The 14,190-nt window shown below is 44.7% G+C and carries 15 protein-coding genes; 10 read left to right on the top strand and 5 right to left on the bottom strand.

The window, feature by feature from the left end; genetic code table 11:
* Nucleotides 1–40 precede the first annotated feature (40 nt).
* The 4 genes from GYY70_RS09480 to GYY70_RS09465 are packed head-to-tail and all read right to left on the bottom strand — an operon-like array spanning nt 41 to nt 2,044.
* Nucleotides 41–907: a SurA N-terminal domain-containing protein gene (locus tag GYY70_RS09480; protein ID WP_174832166.1), complete on the bottom strand. Its 867-nt coding sequence runs from the start codon at nt 905–907 to the stop codon at nt 41–43.
* A gap of 39 nt (nt 908–946) precedes the next feature.
* On the bottom strand, nt 947–1,222 hold the full coding sequence (locus GYY70_RS09475) for a BolA family transcriptional regulator (protein ID WP_025331380.1): 276 nt from the start codon (nt 1,220–1,222) through the stop codon (nt 947–949).
* Nucleotides 1,215–1,508 carry a YciI family protein gene (locus tag GYY70_RS09470; protein WP_037393371.1) on the bottom strand — a complete coding sequence of 98 codons (294 nt, stop codon included), beginning with the start codon at nt 1,506–1,508 and terminating at the stop codon, nt 1,215–1,217. The genes GYY70_RS09475 and GYY70_RS09470 overlap by 8 nt, the downstream gene beginning before the upstream one ends.
* Nucleotides 1,508–2,044 (bottom strand): septation protein A, encoded by a 537-nt coding sequence (locus tag GYY70_RS09465; protein WP_174832165.1) that lies wholly within the window; start codon nt 2,042–2,044, stop codon nt 1,508–1,510. Before GYY70_RS09465 ends, GYY70_RS09470 begins: the two co-directional genes overlap by 1 nt.
* Before the next feature lie 431 nt (nt 2,045–2,475).
* Here GYY70_RS09465 and GYY70_RS09460 point away from each other — a divergent pair, with 431 nt between their 5' ends.
* From GYY70_RS09460 to accD, 10 genes are all read left to right on the top strand, one after another.
* Nucleotides 2,476–4,839 (top strand): FimV/HubP family polar landmark protein, encoded by a 2,364-nt coding sequence (locus GYY70_RS09460; protein ID WP_174832164.1) that lies wholly within the window; start codon nt 2,476–2,478, stop codon nt 4,837–4,839.
* A gap of 468 nt (nt 4,840–5,307) precedes the next feature.
* Nucleotides 5,308–6,159: a tRNA pseudouridine(38-40) synthase TruA gene (gene truA / locus GYY70_RS09455; RefSeq protein ID WP_174832163.1), complete on the top strand. Its 852-nt coding sequence runs from the start codon at nt 5,308–5,310 to the stop codon at nt 6,157–6,159.
* Nucleotides 6,160–6,196: 37 nt separating this feature from the next.
* On the top strand, nt 6,197–6,820 hold the full coding sequence (locus GYY70_RS09450; RefSeq protein ID WP_174832162.1) for a phosphoribosylanthranilate isomerase: 624 nt from the start codon (nt 6,197–6,199) through the stop codon (nt 6,818–6,820).
* 706 nt (nt 6,821–7,526) lie between these two features.
* Nucleotides 7,527–8,729 carry a tryptophan synthase subunit beta gene (gene trpB, locus GYY70_RS09445; protein ID WP_174832161.1) on the top strand — a complete coding sequence of 401 codons (1,203 nt, stop codon included), beginning with the start codon at nt 7,527–7,529 and terminating at the stop codon, nt 8,727–8,729.
* 18 nt (nt 8,730–8,747) lie between these two features.
* Nucleotides 8,748–9,926, top strand: coding sequence for an MFS transporter (locus tag GYY70_RS09440; protein WP_084548352.1), 1,179 nt, complete (start codon nt 8,748–8,750; stop codon nt 9,924–9,926).
* An 89-nt stretch (nt 9,927–10,015) separates the two neighbouring features.
* The gene (locus tag GYY70_RS09435) at nt 10,016–10,291 is read left to right on the top strand and encodes an ACT domain-containing protein (RefSeq protein ID WP_025331370.1); all 276 of its coding nucleotides are present in this window, start codon (nt 10,016–10,018) and stop codon (nt 10,289–10,291) included.
* A gap of 9 nt (nt 10,292–10,300) precedes the next feature.
* Nucleotides 10,301–11,662, top strand: coding sequence for a PFL family protein (locus GYY70_RS09430; protein WP_078475379.1), 1,362 nt, complete (start codon nt 10,301–10,303; stop codon nt 11,660–11,662).
* 3 nt (nt 11,663–11,665) lie between these two features.
* Nucleotides 11,666–11,818, top strand: coding sequence for a hypothetical protein (locus GYY70_RS09425; protein ID WP_174832160.1), 153 nt, complete (start codon nt 11,666–11,668; stop codon nt 11,816–11,818).
* Nucleotides 11,818–12,603, top strand: a complete 786-nt coding sequence (gene trpA / locus GYY70_RS09420; protein WP_078475378.1) for a tryptophan synthase subunit alpha — start codon at nt 11,818–11,820, stop codon at nt 12,601–12,603. Before GYY70_RS09425 ends, trpA begins: the two co-directional genes overlap by 1 nt.
* Before the next feature lie 67 nt (nt 12,604–12,670).
* Nucleotides 12,671–13,543 carry an acetyl-CoA carboxylase, carboxyltransferase subunit beta gene (gene accD, locus GYY70_RS09415; protein ID WP_025331368.1) on the top strand — a complete coding sequence of 291 codons (873 nt, stop codon included), beginning with the start codon at nt 12,671–12,673 and terminating at the stop codon, nt 13,541–13,543.
* Nucleotides 13,544–13,651: 108 nt separating this feature from the next.
* On the opposite strand, the gene GYY70_RS09410 is transcribed toward accD, so the two are convergent.
* Entirely contained in the window at nt 13,652–13,999 is a 348-nt protein-coding gene (locus tag GYY70_RS09410) for a DUF488 domain-containing protein (RefSeq protein WP_174832159.1), read from the bottom strand.
* Between the last annotated feature and the right edge of the window lie 191 nt (nt 14,000–14,190).

The following is a 14,190-nucleotide window of genomic DNA, read 5'->3' as shown; positions in this document are numbered from 1 at the left end:
TTTTATCTTCTGATTAGTCAATCAAACCAGAGTTAAATTATTATTTGATTGTTGCATTTTTATAAAGCTGATCAATTGCCTGTGCTATTAAAGCGCTTTGCAGACGGCGTGACAGAACAGGCGTCATTTCTTTCTGACTCGGCAGTTTAACATTGCGCTTATCGTTTACATAGAATACAGCATATATATTGCTGTTACCCTGTACTGGTGTGGCAGTGTACTGACCTTTTTTCAGGTCTTTAATTGCGTTATAAACCGGAGTGGCACTTTCCTGTAAATCTTTAATGGCAACGTAACCTTTAGGAATGCCTCCGTTTTCGCGACCGGCAGGATCAATAGTGTATTCTTTAGCTACAGTGCTAAAGTTTTTATTCGCTTTTAACTGAGCAATGGCTTTATTTGCAGTATCAGCATCACGGGTAATGATTTCACCTAATTGTACTTCCTGTGTGCCGCTGTAATATTTGACCATGTCGTTATATGCATTACTTACATCCTGAGGTTTTACCGGGTTGTTTTTTGCCACGCTGGCCAGATAGGCCTGAGTCAGCAAATTGTCTTTAAAGAAAGACCATTCTTCTTTGAAACCCGGTTTTTTATCATCGCCCAGACGTTTAGCTTCAGCTTCAGCCTGACTTAATGCTTTCAAGTATTCAGGATCTTTATCGAGATTCTGGTTTTTTGCAGCCTGAATCAGCAAAATTCGGGTAATCAGGCGGTTGGTAATATTTTTACGCAATTCAGGGGAGTCCTGAATCTGATTCTGGCTTTCCTGTACCAGTATGGCTACCTGATTATCGACTTCTTTGCTGTCAATTTTGGTTCCGTTAACAGTGACTACTGTCTGGGCGGCAGCAAGACCGGTTAATCCAAACATAATGGCAGCAGCAATAAATTGTTTTTTCATGGTTAACTCTCTTTTAGTTTATGTAGATAAAGTAAATTATTATCTGGTTAAATATTCAATGTTTGTGCATGCCCTGATGCTTAAAGCATGAATGGTATTTGTTCTGAATAAATCTTCAAGTAATTGATGGATCTTACGCTGTCGGGCCAGGCGTGATAAACCGATAAAAGCATCGCTGACAATCAGCAGGCTGTAATGTCCGCCACCCCTGTGACCTTTATGTCCTGCATGTAAATGACTGTCATCGGTCAGTTCCAGTTGCTGCGGAGCCAGTATTTGCAGACGCGTTTGAATAATAGTCTGAATATCAGTCATTTGGCAGAATTTTTTTAAAAGGACGGATGAGAATTTCTTCAAATACTCCGGCATCAACATAAGGATCCTGCTCAGCCCATGCCTGAGCTTCATCCAAAGATTCAAATTCGGCAACAATCAGACTGCCGGAAAAATGGCTGTCGTCGTCCGGAAGGGGGTTGGGACCTGCCAGAACCAAACGGTTTTGTGCCTTTAGTTCTTCTAAACGCGCCAAATGTTTTGGCCGTGCTTTCATACGTGCTTCGTGACTGTTATCGGCATCAGTGGCCATTAACATAAACAGCATTACAACTCATCCTTTTTAGTATACTGACTAATATATACTGCTTGTCCAATAAGAAATAAAAATAATATGGTGGTACTGCCAAAGAGTTTGAAATTAACCCATTGTGTTAGAGTAAAGGTATAAGCCACCCAAAGATTAAGCGAACCCAGTGCCAGCAGAAATACTGCCCAGATATAGGTAAGTTTACGCCATGCAGGTTCAGGCATATTTATTTCTTTGCCAATGGTATTTTTCAGTACATTTTTACCACACAAATGTGAAATCATCAGACCGACGGCCATAACCCAGAACAGAACGGTCGGCTTCCACATAATGAAGTGCTCATTTTCTAAAATTATAGTCGCTCCGCCCAGTATGACGACCAGTAACAGACTAACCCACTGCATTGTTTGCAGGCGCCGGTATTTGAACAGGCACCACACAGCCTGAATAATACCTGCTGCGACGGCTACTTCGGTGGCAAGAATAATATTTTTAGTTAAGGTATAGGTAGCAAAGAAAAGAATGACTACCAAAAATTCAAATGCAGCTTTCATTATCAGGACTGGATATCTTTATTTTCCGGTTACGGGTTAAATTAAAGGTGACAGATAGTTGCCATGATACCCTGAGTTTTTACACTTGGCACGTGTTAAAGCAAGGTATTAAACAAAATTTAACTATTGTTGTATATTGGTTTCAGACCTTCCTGAGTGTGGTTCGTATGAAAATGTCCACAGATAAATACAGTTAGAAAGCAAATCAGGTACAGGTAAGTTGGCATTAAAGTGTCGCAAAAGCTATTATAGCGTGAGATAATATAAAAACAGGTTTAGTGAAAGTTAAACGCCAATTGCATTTATTTAAGTATACTTGTAGAAATTTTCATAATGAATAGGCACACGCCTGACGGCATTGGTGCATTACCGGTGAGGGTACGGGATTGAAAAACGCAAATAATTTAAAGATCATCGCACTGTCTTTATGTATGTTGGCCAGTGCACCTGCATGGGCAGGTCTGGGTAGCTTACAGGTTAATTCGGCGCTGGGAGAGCCGTTCTCAGGTAGTATTGTAGTAACTGGTGATGAAGCCAAAGCAGCATTACACGGGCGGCCTGCTGTTTCCGGAGCTCCGTTACAGGTGCGTGTATCAGCACAAGGACAGAATGCCGTAATTCATTTGCGCTCCAGTAAACCTGTGCATGATCCGATGCTGACTTTCAGTCTTGTTACCGGCAGTCAGGGGCGGCAGTATACTGCGTTGCTGGATCCGCCTGAACGCCATCATTCAGCAGGAAAAAATAAAGCAGCCGGCAAACATCATAAGCCTGTACATTCTGCACCAGTGCGTTCTGCAAGAGAAAAATCAGCAGCACGGGCAACTGTCGCACTGCAAAACGGTCTTGCTTCCGAAAATGCGGTAGTGAAATATAATGTCGATAATAATGAAACCTTGATGGATGTTGCGCGTAAGGTACGGCCGCAGGGACTGAGTTTAGAGCAGACAATGCATGCTATACAGGTTGCCAACCCGAATGCTTTTCGTAACGGTAATCCTGATTTGATGTATCGCAATATTAGTCTGGATATTCCTTCTACTTCACAGCTGAAAAAGTTATCCAAAGTACCACTTAAAACAGCTGTAAAACCGGAAGTGACACAAAATACAACACCGGCGGTAACAAAAGAAAAAGACAATCCCAAAGTAGCCGCTAATACCGGAAATACCGCCGCGTCGGAAGCTCAGACTAAAGAAAATACTGTTAAAGCAGAAACATCAGCAGCGTCTTCAGTTCCTGCTCAGGCTTCAGCCACTATTCAGGCTTCAGAAGTTGCTCAGGCTTCAGCTCCGGCTGCAAGTGCGGCATCTGTGGTGAAGGCAGTACCAGTACAGCCTAAGGTTAATACACAACCTGTTCAGCCTGCAGAAGAACCGGCTGAAGAATCCATGCTGCCTTCATGGTGGCCATATGCTCTGGCCGGTTTGGCCGGTGTTCTGTTAATTGCTGCCTTACTCTGGCAACGAAGCAGAAAACGCAACAGTATAGAATACAGTACTGAGTATGATGAAGATTACTCTGATGATGAAGATGATGATGTGGTATTTGAGACTGAACCTTCTGAAGTCACTCAGTCTACGTCTACATCTGTACCGGCTACTACAGCTAAAACAGCTGCGGCTGCTACAGCAGTAACGACTACAGCCAATGCTGCTGCAGATGACGACGACTGGTCGTGGCTGAATGATGCCGCTGCATCGGATCAACCGGCTCAGGCAGATAATAAATCTGCTCCTGCTAAGGAAGTACATTCAGAGCCTGTATCACAGGTGCCTGATAAAAAAGTAACAGAAGCCAAGCAGGAAGAAGACGATACTGACTGGCTGAATTTCAATTTCACTGATGATACACCTGCAACTAGCGCAGATACGGCTGCACCGTCATCTGCTGAACTGGATAGTAATGACGATTTATCATGGCTGGATCAGATTGATGAAACTGAACAGCCAGAAGTTCTGACCTCGCATGAACCGGTTGTTACAGAACCTCAGGAAGATGTGGCAGACAATACGGATTTTGAATGGGTAGTTGCAGAAGAGCAACATCCAGATGAATCTCAGGCTGAAGCACATCAGGATTTTGTGTTACAGGATAACGCATCATCAGACAGTGATGATTTACAACCGTCAGATATATCCTTCAGCTCTGATTTAGATGCCGTACAGCCCGAACAGCAGTCTAAACCGGCAGCATCAGAAGATGATTCATTAAATTCTCTGGCTGATTTGCAGTGGGATGAAGACTTTAAATTTGATGATGAATCTAAACAGGATAATTCTGCCCCTGAGGAAGTGCATTCTTCTATTGAGCAGACTTTGGCTCCGCATGATCAGCATGCATTTGCAGCAGAAGATGATGCTATTTCCACAGATATTGATTGGGATTCATTAGGAATAAGCGATGATTCCGATAATCAACCTGTTGTTGCTCCTGAGGCCGACACGGAAGAGATTGATATTCCGTCCATGGACTTTGCGCTTGAAGACGATAAATCTGAACCGGCACCAGCTGTTAATGCAACTGCTGCACCAACAGGACCAACCTCTTCATTTGCTACCGGTGATGGTGGGCAGGACTGGCTGGAACAATCAGCTGAACCTGAGCAGGTTGATAAACCTCTGACTCCTGAACAGCAGGCTATTCCATTACAAGCCAAGCTGGAACTGGCAAAAATGTATCTGGAAATGGATGATGCAGTTACTGCTCGTCAGACGTTGCGTGAATTGGTTGATGAAGCTAATGGCACGATACTGGCAGAGGCACAAAATCTGTTACAGCAATTAGGTGGCTAATTCTCCTTGCTTTGGTTGAATTGTCAGCTGCATTAATTTCTGTATTTGAAACACTAAATAGCCGAATTCTGTTTATGGAATTCGGCTATTTTATTTGTTGTAAATTTGCCGTATTTTTTAATATATTCCGTATATAAATTTCAGTTATTAATTGATTTTATTGCAGGTTATAAATTTGCTTTTAAGGTGTATCAGCTTATGAAACAAGCTGAATGTAACTGTTAAGAGATAGGATAGTGGTGCGTAATGGCGTGCAGAAACGGGCATTGCAGCCAGATAAAATCATTCTGAACTAATATATATTCTGATTTGACTGGCCTATTAATAATGTAAGCATTATATTATCAGGCTATTTTTTATTGCTGCTTTGCAATGAGCAATTACATAGGTTTCAAATATGAAGGCAGTTAACGGCTATGCGATAATAATGGGTGTGGTTGATGTGATTTATTTGGATTAGAAACAGGCATGGTTGCTAACAGAGAAGAAAATCAGGTAATTACGCATGAAGGTAGTTTGCCTGTACAGCGCTGGGCATTAACTCTGGCTTATGATGGGCGTGCCTTTCATGGCTGGCAAAAGCAGCCGGATGGTTTGTATACTATTCAGTCGGTTTTGGAAGATGCTTTGAGTTCCATTGCCGCTGAACAAATCAATGTTGTGGTAGCAGGACGTACCGATGCCGGTGTTCATGCAACGGGGCAGGTGGTACATTTTGATACATATGCGCTGCGAAGTGCCGAAGCATGGTTGCGCGGTACGAATACTGCGATGGATAAAAATATTCGTATTATCAAAGCACAACCGGTGGCTGCTGAATTTCATGCCCGTTTTGACGCATTCGGGCGACGTTATCGTTATATGCTTGAATCCAGCCGGGTACGTATGCCGCAACTGCGTGGTCGTGTCGGCTGGACTCACTATCCGTTGAATATGGCGCTAATGCGTGAAGCTGCGGCAATGCTGGTGGGAGAACATGATTTTTCCAGCTTCCGCTCCAGTGACTGTCAGGCTAAATCACCGGTAAAAACCTTATATAAATTAGACCTTGTCGGCAGCCCGGAATTAATGGCGATCGATTTTTATGGCAGTGCGTTTTTACACAATATGGTACGTAATATTGTTGGTGCTTTGGTGTATGTGGGTGCAGGTAAATTGAGTGTGGCCGGTTTTGCTCAGTTGCTGGCAGCCAGAAGCCGGCGGCTGGCACCGCCAACATTTATGCCGGACGGATTATATCTGACCGGTATTGATTATCCGCAGCAATGGGGTGTGGAAACAGCTGTTTTACCCGTATGGCTCTGGCCATATCTGGATTAATGCCAATATTGCGGGCAAGTTTGAAAAGGGGCCGAGGATGAAAATTCGAAGCAAGATTTGCGGGATGACCCGCGCTGAAGATGCAATACTCGCTGCCCGGCTTGGGGCAGATGCAATCGGACTGATATTTTTTTCTGGCAGTAAACGCTGTGTCTCTATTGAACAGGCGCAGGCAATTACTCAGTGTATACCTCCGTTTGTAACAGTAGTCGGGTTGTTTGTTAATGCTGCTACAACTGATGTACAGGAAGTGTTGAGGCATGTGCCTCTGGATGTACTGCAATTTCACGGGGATGAAAATGCTGAATTCTGCCGTCAGTTTCAGCGCCCGTATATTAAAGCAATAAGAGTAGGTGATACAGCTGATATTGAAGCTGCGGCAGCTACATATACAGATGCCCGTGCCTTGCTGTTTGATGCAGCTGTTGCCGGGCAGTATGGCGGTACAGGTCAGACTTTTGACTGGCAGATGCTGCCAGACAGGCTGGATATTCCATGGATACTTTCTGGTGGTCTGAAACCGGAAAATATTGCTTTGGCTATCAGACAAAGCAAAGCTATGGCTATTGATGTATCCAGTGGTGTGGAAGCATCGCCCGGAATTAAAGATGAGAAAAAAATGCGGGCTCTGATGGCTGCTGTTAATCAGTTTTTTGAATAAGTAATAATCTGATTTTATAATAAAAAATAAGAATTTTTATGCGGTATTTATTATTATTGCATAGAAATTGAAAGCAATATCTGCAAGTCTGAATTTTATTCAGTCTATTACTGAGCAATAAAAATATATTTATCAGGAAAATGTGGTTCTGGTTTTGAAGATGAAAAGCCGGAGAGTGAAATCATCCTGTTTGAATATTATTTTTGTACTCAAACCAATATGGCTGAAATGATTGAGCTTGTGGATATTCTGGTGCTGAAACTGGCTATTTTATGTTTTACTGACAGATTATCATAACAGACCCGATAAAAATAATACTAATCAGTATGAATGATTTGTTTTTTTCGGTTTAAAACAGAAGTATAAAAGCAAATTTTGCATAGTGATTCTATTTTCCCAGATTTTTATTGGAAGTAATGTCATTGATGCTGGCGCTAGATTATCTGACAGCCAGTATCGGTTTATTAAGATTAGGTTTTTTAAATGATGACATATATAACAATAAATATGTAATCAAAATTCATGTTGTTATTTTAAGCAGCTCTTATTTATAAAATTAATAACCTGCATTTTTTATTGGCACAGAAGCAGAACTCTTTTATTTATTCCGGATTAAGTATGGATAACGGGATAATGGATTTAAAAGGTGATAATATGACCGGATAGTTTTACTTTGCGGGTAAATTGTCGCTCAATGGAAAAAAATATGGAAAATTATCACTATCCTGACGAACAGGGTTTTTTTGGTGAGCACGGCGGGCTGTTTGTATCGGAAACACTGATTGCAGCTTTGGCTGAATTAAAACAGGTTTATTATGAAGCGAAAGCTGATCCGGCATTCTGGGCACAGTATCATGAGGATTTAAAATATTATGTAGGCCGTCCCAGTCCGGTTTACTATGCACGGCGCTTGTCTGACTATCTGGGCGGAGCGCAGATTTATCTGAAACGGGAAGATTTAAATCATACCGGTGCACATAAAATTAACAATACGATTGGTCAGGCTTTGCTTGCACAGCGAATGGGTAAAAAGCGCGTTATCGCTGAAACCGGTGCTGGTCAGCATGGTGTGGCCTCTGCTACGGTAGCCGCGCGTTTTGGTCTGGAATGTACTGTGTTTATGGGTACTGAGGATATCCGCCGTCAGGCACCGAATGTATACCGGATGAAGCTGCTTGGTGCTCAGGTGGTTGGGGTGAATTCCGGCTCATGTACGCTGAAAGATGCCATGAATGAAGCATTGCGTGAGTGGGTGGCACGGGTAGATGATACCTATTATATTATTGGTACCTCAGCCGGTCCGATGCCTTATCCGGAAATGGTGCGAGATTTTCAGTGTGTTATCGGAAATGAAGCAATACAGCAGATGCAGGAAGCTATCGGTCGTCAGCCTGATGTAGCAGTAGCCTGTGTCGGCGGCGGTTCGAATGCGATTGGTCTGTTTTATCCTTATATTAATGTGACTGAAACTCGTCTGGTAGGGGTTGAGGCAGGTGGTCTAGGCTTATCCGGTTCTCAGCATGCCGCACCTATCAGCTCGCACAGCCCGATGGGAGTATTGCACGGATTCCGGGGTTATCTGATGCAGGACGAAAACGGACAGGTGATGAATACTCATTCTGTTTCCGCCGGTCTGGATTATCCCGGTGTGGGTCCGGAGCATGGTCTGCTGCATGACATTGGCCGGGTTGAGTACGAAGCCATGGGTGATGAAGCTGCTATGGAAGCGTTTCATTTGCTGTGTCATAAGGAAGGTATTATTCCTGCACTTGAATCCAGCCATGCGCTGGCATGGGCAGTAGCCAATGCACCGAAAATGAGTCCGGATGAAGTCATTCTGGTGAATCTATCCGGCAGGGGGGACAAAGATATTAATACGGTTGCCCGGCTGGACGGAATTAGTCTGTAGTAAATATTTGTTGTATGTATGAATAAGAGTATTAAACTGTCTTCCGGTCAGATTTTTATGATGGCTCTGGCCATCGGTCTGGCCGTAGCCAGTAATTATTTTGTCTTTCCGCTGATAGAAGTAACTGCACGCTATTTTGGTATGAATGTTGCCAGTAGCGGCATGTTGATTACGCTGACGCAGCTTGCTTATGCGCTGGGGCTGATTTTTCTGGTACCGCTGGGTGATTTGCTCGATAACAAAAAGCTAATTGTATCGCTGTATGTTGTAGTGGGTATCAGTGCGCTGCTGATAGCATTTGCTCCTGATTTATGGCTGTTTATTGCCGGTCTGGTAATGGTCGGCGCCTTTTGTACGGTGGCTCAGGTGCTGATGCCGCTGGCCGCCAGTCTGTCAGAACCCGAACAGCGCGGGCGGGTAATCGGTACGCTGATGAGTGGGCTGTTACTGGGTATTCTGTTGTCACGTACTTTTTCCGGTATGGTTGCCCATTGGTGGGGCTGGCGTACGGTATATATGCTCGGTGCGGCAATGCTGCTGTTAATGGCACTGATTTTGCAATGCAAACTGCCTCATGTACAGCGTGAACACAGTACTCTGGGTTACTGGAAAACGCTGGTATCGGTTTGGTCGTTATTATGGCGTACACCGTTATTGCGGCAGCGTGGTGTGCTCGGGGCGCTGGATTTCTGTTTGTTTTCAGTGTTGTGGACACCATTGACGTTATTGCTCAGCCATGCACCTTATCATTTCAGTTTGAGTACAATTGGTTTATTTGGTTTATTTGGTGCGCTGGGGATTTTTGGTTCCAATGTAGGTGGCTGGGCTGCGGATAAAGGCCACACTTATGCGATGACAATAGTTTGTGCCTTACTGTTTTTGCTTAGCTGGTCACTATTGTATGCCGGAGGGGTGCATTTATGGGCATTGATCGGCGGGGTAATTTTGCTGGATTTTGCGATTCAGGCATTGCATATCAGTAACCAGTCGCTGATTTATCGTTCTGATCCGGCGCTCAAAGGCCGGATTACTTCCGGTTATATGAGTATGTATTTTATCGGTGGTGTACTCGGCTCACTTGCTTCTGCTATGGCTTATGCACATTATGGCTGGAACGGGGTTTCGTTGCTGGGCGGAGGAGTGGCAACACTGATTTTACTGTGTGCATTATTCTTTAAATGTGAACGTATATCTTAAATCTGTGCTGCTGAACTGATCTGGCTGCCGGCTGGCGACGGATTAGTTTCTGTGGTTGGTAATAATTATTATTGTGAATAGGATTATTTATGTCTAATCATGCTGTGATGACAGTGATTGGTAAAGACCGTATTGGTATAGTTGCTGAGGTAGCCACGCTGCTGGCAGAGCATCAGGTTAGTATTGTGAATATCAGTCAGCAATTAATGGATGATTATTTCACTATGATTATTCTGCTGGATGCGGAAAAATGTACTTTACCGCGCTTAGAGTTTAGTAAATTTCTGGATAGTGAAGGCGAAAAACGAGGATTGCACATCCGTGTGCAGGATGAAGCATTGTTTAATGCCATGCACCGGATTTAGGAGTTATTTATGTCTTTTTCTATTCAGAATAATGAAATTCTGGAAACTGTACGAATGGTATCTGACCAGCATTTCGATGTGCGTACGATAACTATTGGCATTGATTTGCATGATTGTATTGATACAGATATCAAGCGCCTGAATGAAAAAATTTATGCCAAGATTACCCGTGTCGGTAAAAATCTGGTACAGACGGCAACTGAGCTGTCGGCTAAATATGGTGTACCAATTGTGAATCAGCGCGTTGCTGTAACACCTATTGCTCAGATTGGTGCTGCCACCGGTGCTGATTCTTATGTATCGATAGCACAGACACTGGATAAAGCGGCAAAAGCCATTGGTATTTCGTTTATCGGCGGTTTTTCTGCATTAGTGCACAAAGGAATGAGTGCTGCTGATGAGATATTAATCCGATCAATTCCTGAGGCTATGGCCTGCACAGATGTCGTATGCAGCTCAGTAAATATCGGTTCTACCCGTGCCGGCATTAATATGGATGCTGTACGGCTGATGGGCGAAACCATCCGCCAGACTGCGGCAATCACCCCGGAAGGTTTTGGCTGTGCCAAACTGGTAGTTTTTTGTAATGCAGTGGAAGATAACCCGTTTATGGCCGGTGCCTTTCATGGTGCGGGAGAAGCGGACTGCGTCATTAATGTCGGTGTATCCGGACCGGGCGTGGTATGTGCTGCGTTGCAGAATACACAAGGGCTGTCCCTGACCGAAGTTGCCGAGCTGGTGAAAAAAACCGCATTCAAGATTACTCGTGTGGGTGAACTGATCGGCCATGAAGCCAGTAAAATGCTGGGTATTCCGTTCGGTATTCTGGATTTGTCTCTGGCACCTACTCCGGCAGTGGGGGACAGTGTTGCCCGGATTCTGGAAGCGATGGGGCTGAGTGTCTGCGGAACGCACGGCACGACTGCGGCGCTGGCATTACTGAATGATGCTGTGAAAAAGGGCGGTATGATGGCTTCCAGCGCAGTAGGCGGATTAAGCGGTGCGTTTATTCCGGTATCTGAAGATGAAGGTATGATAGCAGCGGTAGAAGCCGGTGTGCTGACGCTGGATAAACTGGAAGCTATGACGGCGGTGTGTTCGGTCGGGCTGGATATGATTGCTGTACCGGGCGACACTCCGGCCAGTACATTGGCGGGAATTATTGCTGATGAAGCTGCTATCGGCCTGATTAATAGCAAAACTACAGCAGTGCGGGTGATTCCGGTTACCGGTAAGGATGTCGGTGATTACGTAGAGTTTGGCGGTTTACTCGGCCGAGCTCCGGTTATGCCGGTGAAATCCGGTTCCTGTGAGGTATTTATTAATCGTGGCGGACGGGTACCGGCACCGGTGCAGTCAATGAAAAATTAAGGGATGTGCTGTACCGCATGGTATGATGCAGGCTATGATAATCAGCACTGGCAGTGTTGCAGGCAGATAAAATCTGGCTGTCCGCGGGAGCGGCAGGATGATGGCTGGCTGAATCAATACACTGCTAAAGTGTTCGGAAATGAGTTGAGAACATAATGAGTAGAATTCAACATACGTTTGAGCAGCTGCATGGACGGACTGCTCTGGTATCGTATATCACTTGTGGTGATCCGGATCTGGCTACAACAGTACAGCTGATGAAAACGCTGGTAGCCAATGGTACAGATATTATTGAACTGGGTGTGCCTTTCTCTGATCCGATGGCCGACGGACCGGTGATTCAGTCAGCTGCCGAGCGTGCTTTACGCCAGAATGTGTCTCTGAATGATATATTTCAGGTGGTCAGACAGTTCCGGCAGGAAAATCAGACGACACCAGTGGTGCTCATGGGTTATCTGAATCCGGTTTATCATATGGGTTATGAACGTTTTGCCAGTGCTGCTGCGCAGGCTGGTGCGGATGGTGTGCTGACAGTAGACTGTCCGGCCGAAACGATTGATGATTTGCATGAGCAGCTCAGGAAATACGGGCTGGACTGCATTTTTCTGATTGCCCCTACTACCACAGATGAGCGGATTAAACTGATTGGCAGTAAGGCCAGTGGTTTTGTTTACTATGTATCACTTAAGGGAGTGACCGGTTCATCACAGTTGGATACGGCCGAAGTTTCGCGTAAAATTGATCATTTACGCCAGTTTATACAGGTGCCTATCGGTGTGGGTTTTGGTATTCGCGATGCCGACAGTGCCCGCCGTATCGGAGCAGTAGCGGATGCCGTAATCGTTGGCAGCCGCTTTGTGCAGACAATAGCCGAGCATACTGGTCATGAGGCCGAAGCTCTGGCTCCTGTTGTCGCCGAGCTCAGACAGGCTCTGGAATAATCTGTGTAACATCCTAATTCTGTATGGCGGCCTGTTCCGGCTGCCGGCAATAACCGGGAATAAAAGAATGAGTTGGTTAGATAAAATCCTGCCGCCTAAGATTAAGAAAGATGCAGCGGTTAAATCCGCAGGTATCCCTGAGGGATTGTGGCAGAAATGTCCGTCCTGTGCGGCAACTTTATATGCCACGGATTTGAAAAAGAATATGGAAGTGTGCCCGAAGTGCGGATATCATAATCCGGTGTCAGCACGGGAACGTATCAGTATGATGCTGGATGAAACCAAACAGTATGAAATTGGTAAAGACATTAAACCAGTTGATATTCTCAAATTCCGTGACAGCAAGAAATATACTGACCGCTTAAGTGCTGCCCGTAAGCTGACGCAGGAAGATGATGCGCTGCTGGTGGTACGCGGAACCATGAATGGTGTACCTGTGGTTGTGGCCGCTTTTGAATTCAACTTTATCGGCGGTTCAATGGGTTCTGTTGTGGGTGAGCGCTTTGTTCGCGGCGTACGTGAGGCGGTAAAACATAACTGTACCTTTATCTGTGTGGCCGCTTCAGGTGGTGCACGCATGCAGGAAGGTCTCAATTCATTAATGCAAATGGCTAAAACCTGTGCTTCATTACATTTGCTTGCTGATAAATCACTGCCTTTCATATCAGTATTAACCAATCCGACTATGGGCGGTGTGTCTGCCAGCTTTGCGTTTATCGGTGATGTTGTTCTGGCTGAGCCGAATGCTCTGGTTGGATTTGCCGGTCCGCGGGTGATTGAACAAACTGTACGTGAAACTTTACCGGAAGGCTTCCAGCGTTCGGAGTTTTTACTGGATAAAGGGGCAATCGATCAAATTGTTGACCGGCGCGAATTAAAAGATCGAATTGTTCGATTGATTGGTTTGTTACGCTCAGAAGCCAGTGCGGATGCCGCCTGATACAGTTTGTATCTGTATAATCGAATAATGGTTATAAAAATGCCCTGATATGTTTTTCAGGGCATTTTTATTGATAGAGACTAAAAGGATACATCAGTTAATTTTGAGCTATGCCTGTAACTGTGCCAGTAATACCGGTACATGGCTGTGGGCAATATCTTTGGCTGCCGTGAGCAGCCATAGTTGCTGATGCTGCTCATGCAGTTGCTTCAGTGTGCGCAATGCTTCCTGTTGTTGTGGCAGGCTGAGTTCCTGCTGATACAGCCGGCAAAATTCCTGATAATGATTTTCAGGATTCTGGTGCAGCCATTTTCTGAGCTGGCCGGACGGGGCAACAGCTTTAATCCACTCAACTCCGCTTAGTCTGATTTTGCTGATACCGCGTGGCCACAGACGGTCTATTAATACTGACGGCTGCTGATGCTGATAGGTATATACACGTTGAATGTTATACATGGCGATTGATCTTAACTCTATAAATTATCAATCATAATTTTCAATATCTGTATCGGCAAGCATGGCAGTGTACCAGTAGCAGAATGGGTAGGCTGATGTGGTAAAAAACTAATAATCAATATCGGCCGGTGTCATGGTTCCAATGTAATAATCCGTATTGTGTATCGTAACAGAAAATTAAAAAGCAGCCG

The sequence above is a fragment of the Snodgrassella sp. ESL0324 genome, from assembly GCF_013344955.1.
GTDB lineage: Bacteria > Pseudomonadota > Gammaproteobacteria > Burkholderiales > Neisseriaceae > Snodgrassella > Snodgrassella alvi.
This window is presented reverse-complemented; position numbering and strand designations above follow the sequence as displayed.

Excerpts from the sequence above, each read along its gene's own strand:
- GYY70_RS09480 (WP_174832166.1), bottom strand. The coding sequence starts at position 907 with ATGAAAAAACAATTTATTGCTGCTGCCATTATGTTTGGATTAACCGGT.
- GYY70_RS09475 (WP_025331380.1), bottom strand. The coding sequence starts at position 1,222 with ATGACTGATATTCAGACTATTATTCAAACGCGTCTGCAAATACTGGCT.
- GYY70_RS09470 (WP_037393371.1), bottom strand. The coding sequence starts at position 1,508 with ATGCTGTTTATGTTAATGGCCACTGATGCCGATAACAGTCACGAAGCA.
- GYY70_RS09465 (WP_174832165.1), bottom strand. The coding sequence starts at position 2,044 with ATGAAAGCTGCATTTGAATTTTTGGTAGTCATTCTTTTCTTTGCTACC.
- GYY70_RS09460 (WP_174832164.1), top strand. The coding sequence starts at position 2,476 with ATGTTGGCCAGTGCACCTGCATGGGCAGGTCTGGGTAGCTTACAGGTT.
- truA (WP_174832163.1), top strand. The coding sequence starts at position 5,308 with ATGGTTGCTAACAGAGAAGAAAATCAGGTAATTACGCATGAAGGTAGT.
- GYY70_RS09450 (WP_174832162.1), top strand. The coding sequence starts at position 6,197 with ATGAAAATTCGAAGCAAGATTTGCGGGATGACCCGCGCTGAAGATGCA.
- trpB (WP_174832161.1), top strand. The coding sequence starts at position 7,527 with ATGGAAAATTATCACTATCCTGACGAACAGGGTTTTTTTGGTGAGCAC.
- GYY70_RS09440 (WP_084548352.1), top strand. The coding sequence starts at position 8,748 with ATGAATAAGAGTATTAAACTGTCTTCCGGTCAGATTTTTATGATGGCT.
- GYY70_RS09435 (WP_025331370.1), top strand. The coding sequence starts at position 10,016 with ATGTCTAATCATGCTGTGATGACAGTGATTGGTAAAGACCGTATTGGT.
- GYY70_RS09430 (WP_078475379.1), top strand. The coding sequence starts at position 10,301 with ATGTCTTTTTCTATTCAGAATAATGAAATTCTGGAAACTGTACGAATG.
- GYY70_RS09425 (WP_174832160.1), top strand. The coding sequence starts at position 11,666 with ATGTGCTGTACCGCATGGTATGATGCAGGCTATGATAATCAGCACTGG.
- trpA (WP_078475378.1), top strand. The coding sequence starts at position 11,818 with ATGAGTAGAATTCAACATACGTTTGAGCAGCTGCATGGACGGACTGCT.
- accD (WP_025331368.1), top strand. The coding sequence starts at position 12,671 with ATGAGTTGGTTAGATAAAATCCTGCCGCCTAAGATTAAGAAAGATGCA.
- GYY70_RS09410 (WP_174832159.1), bottom strand. The coding sequence starts at position 13,999 with ATGTATAACATTCAACGTGTATATACCTATCAGCATCAGCAGCCGTCA.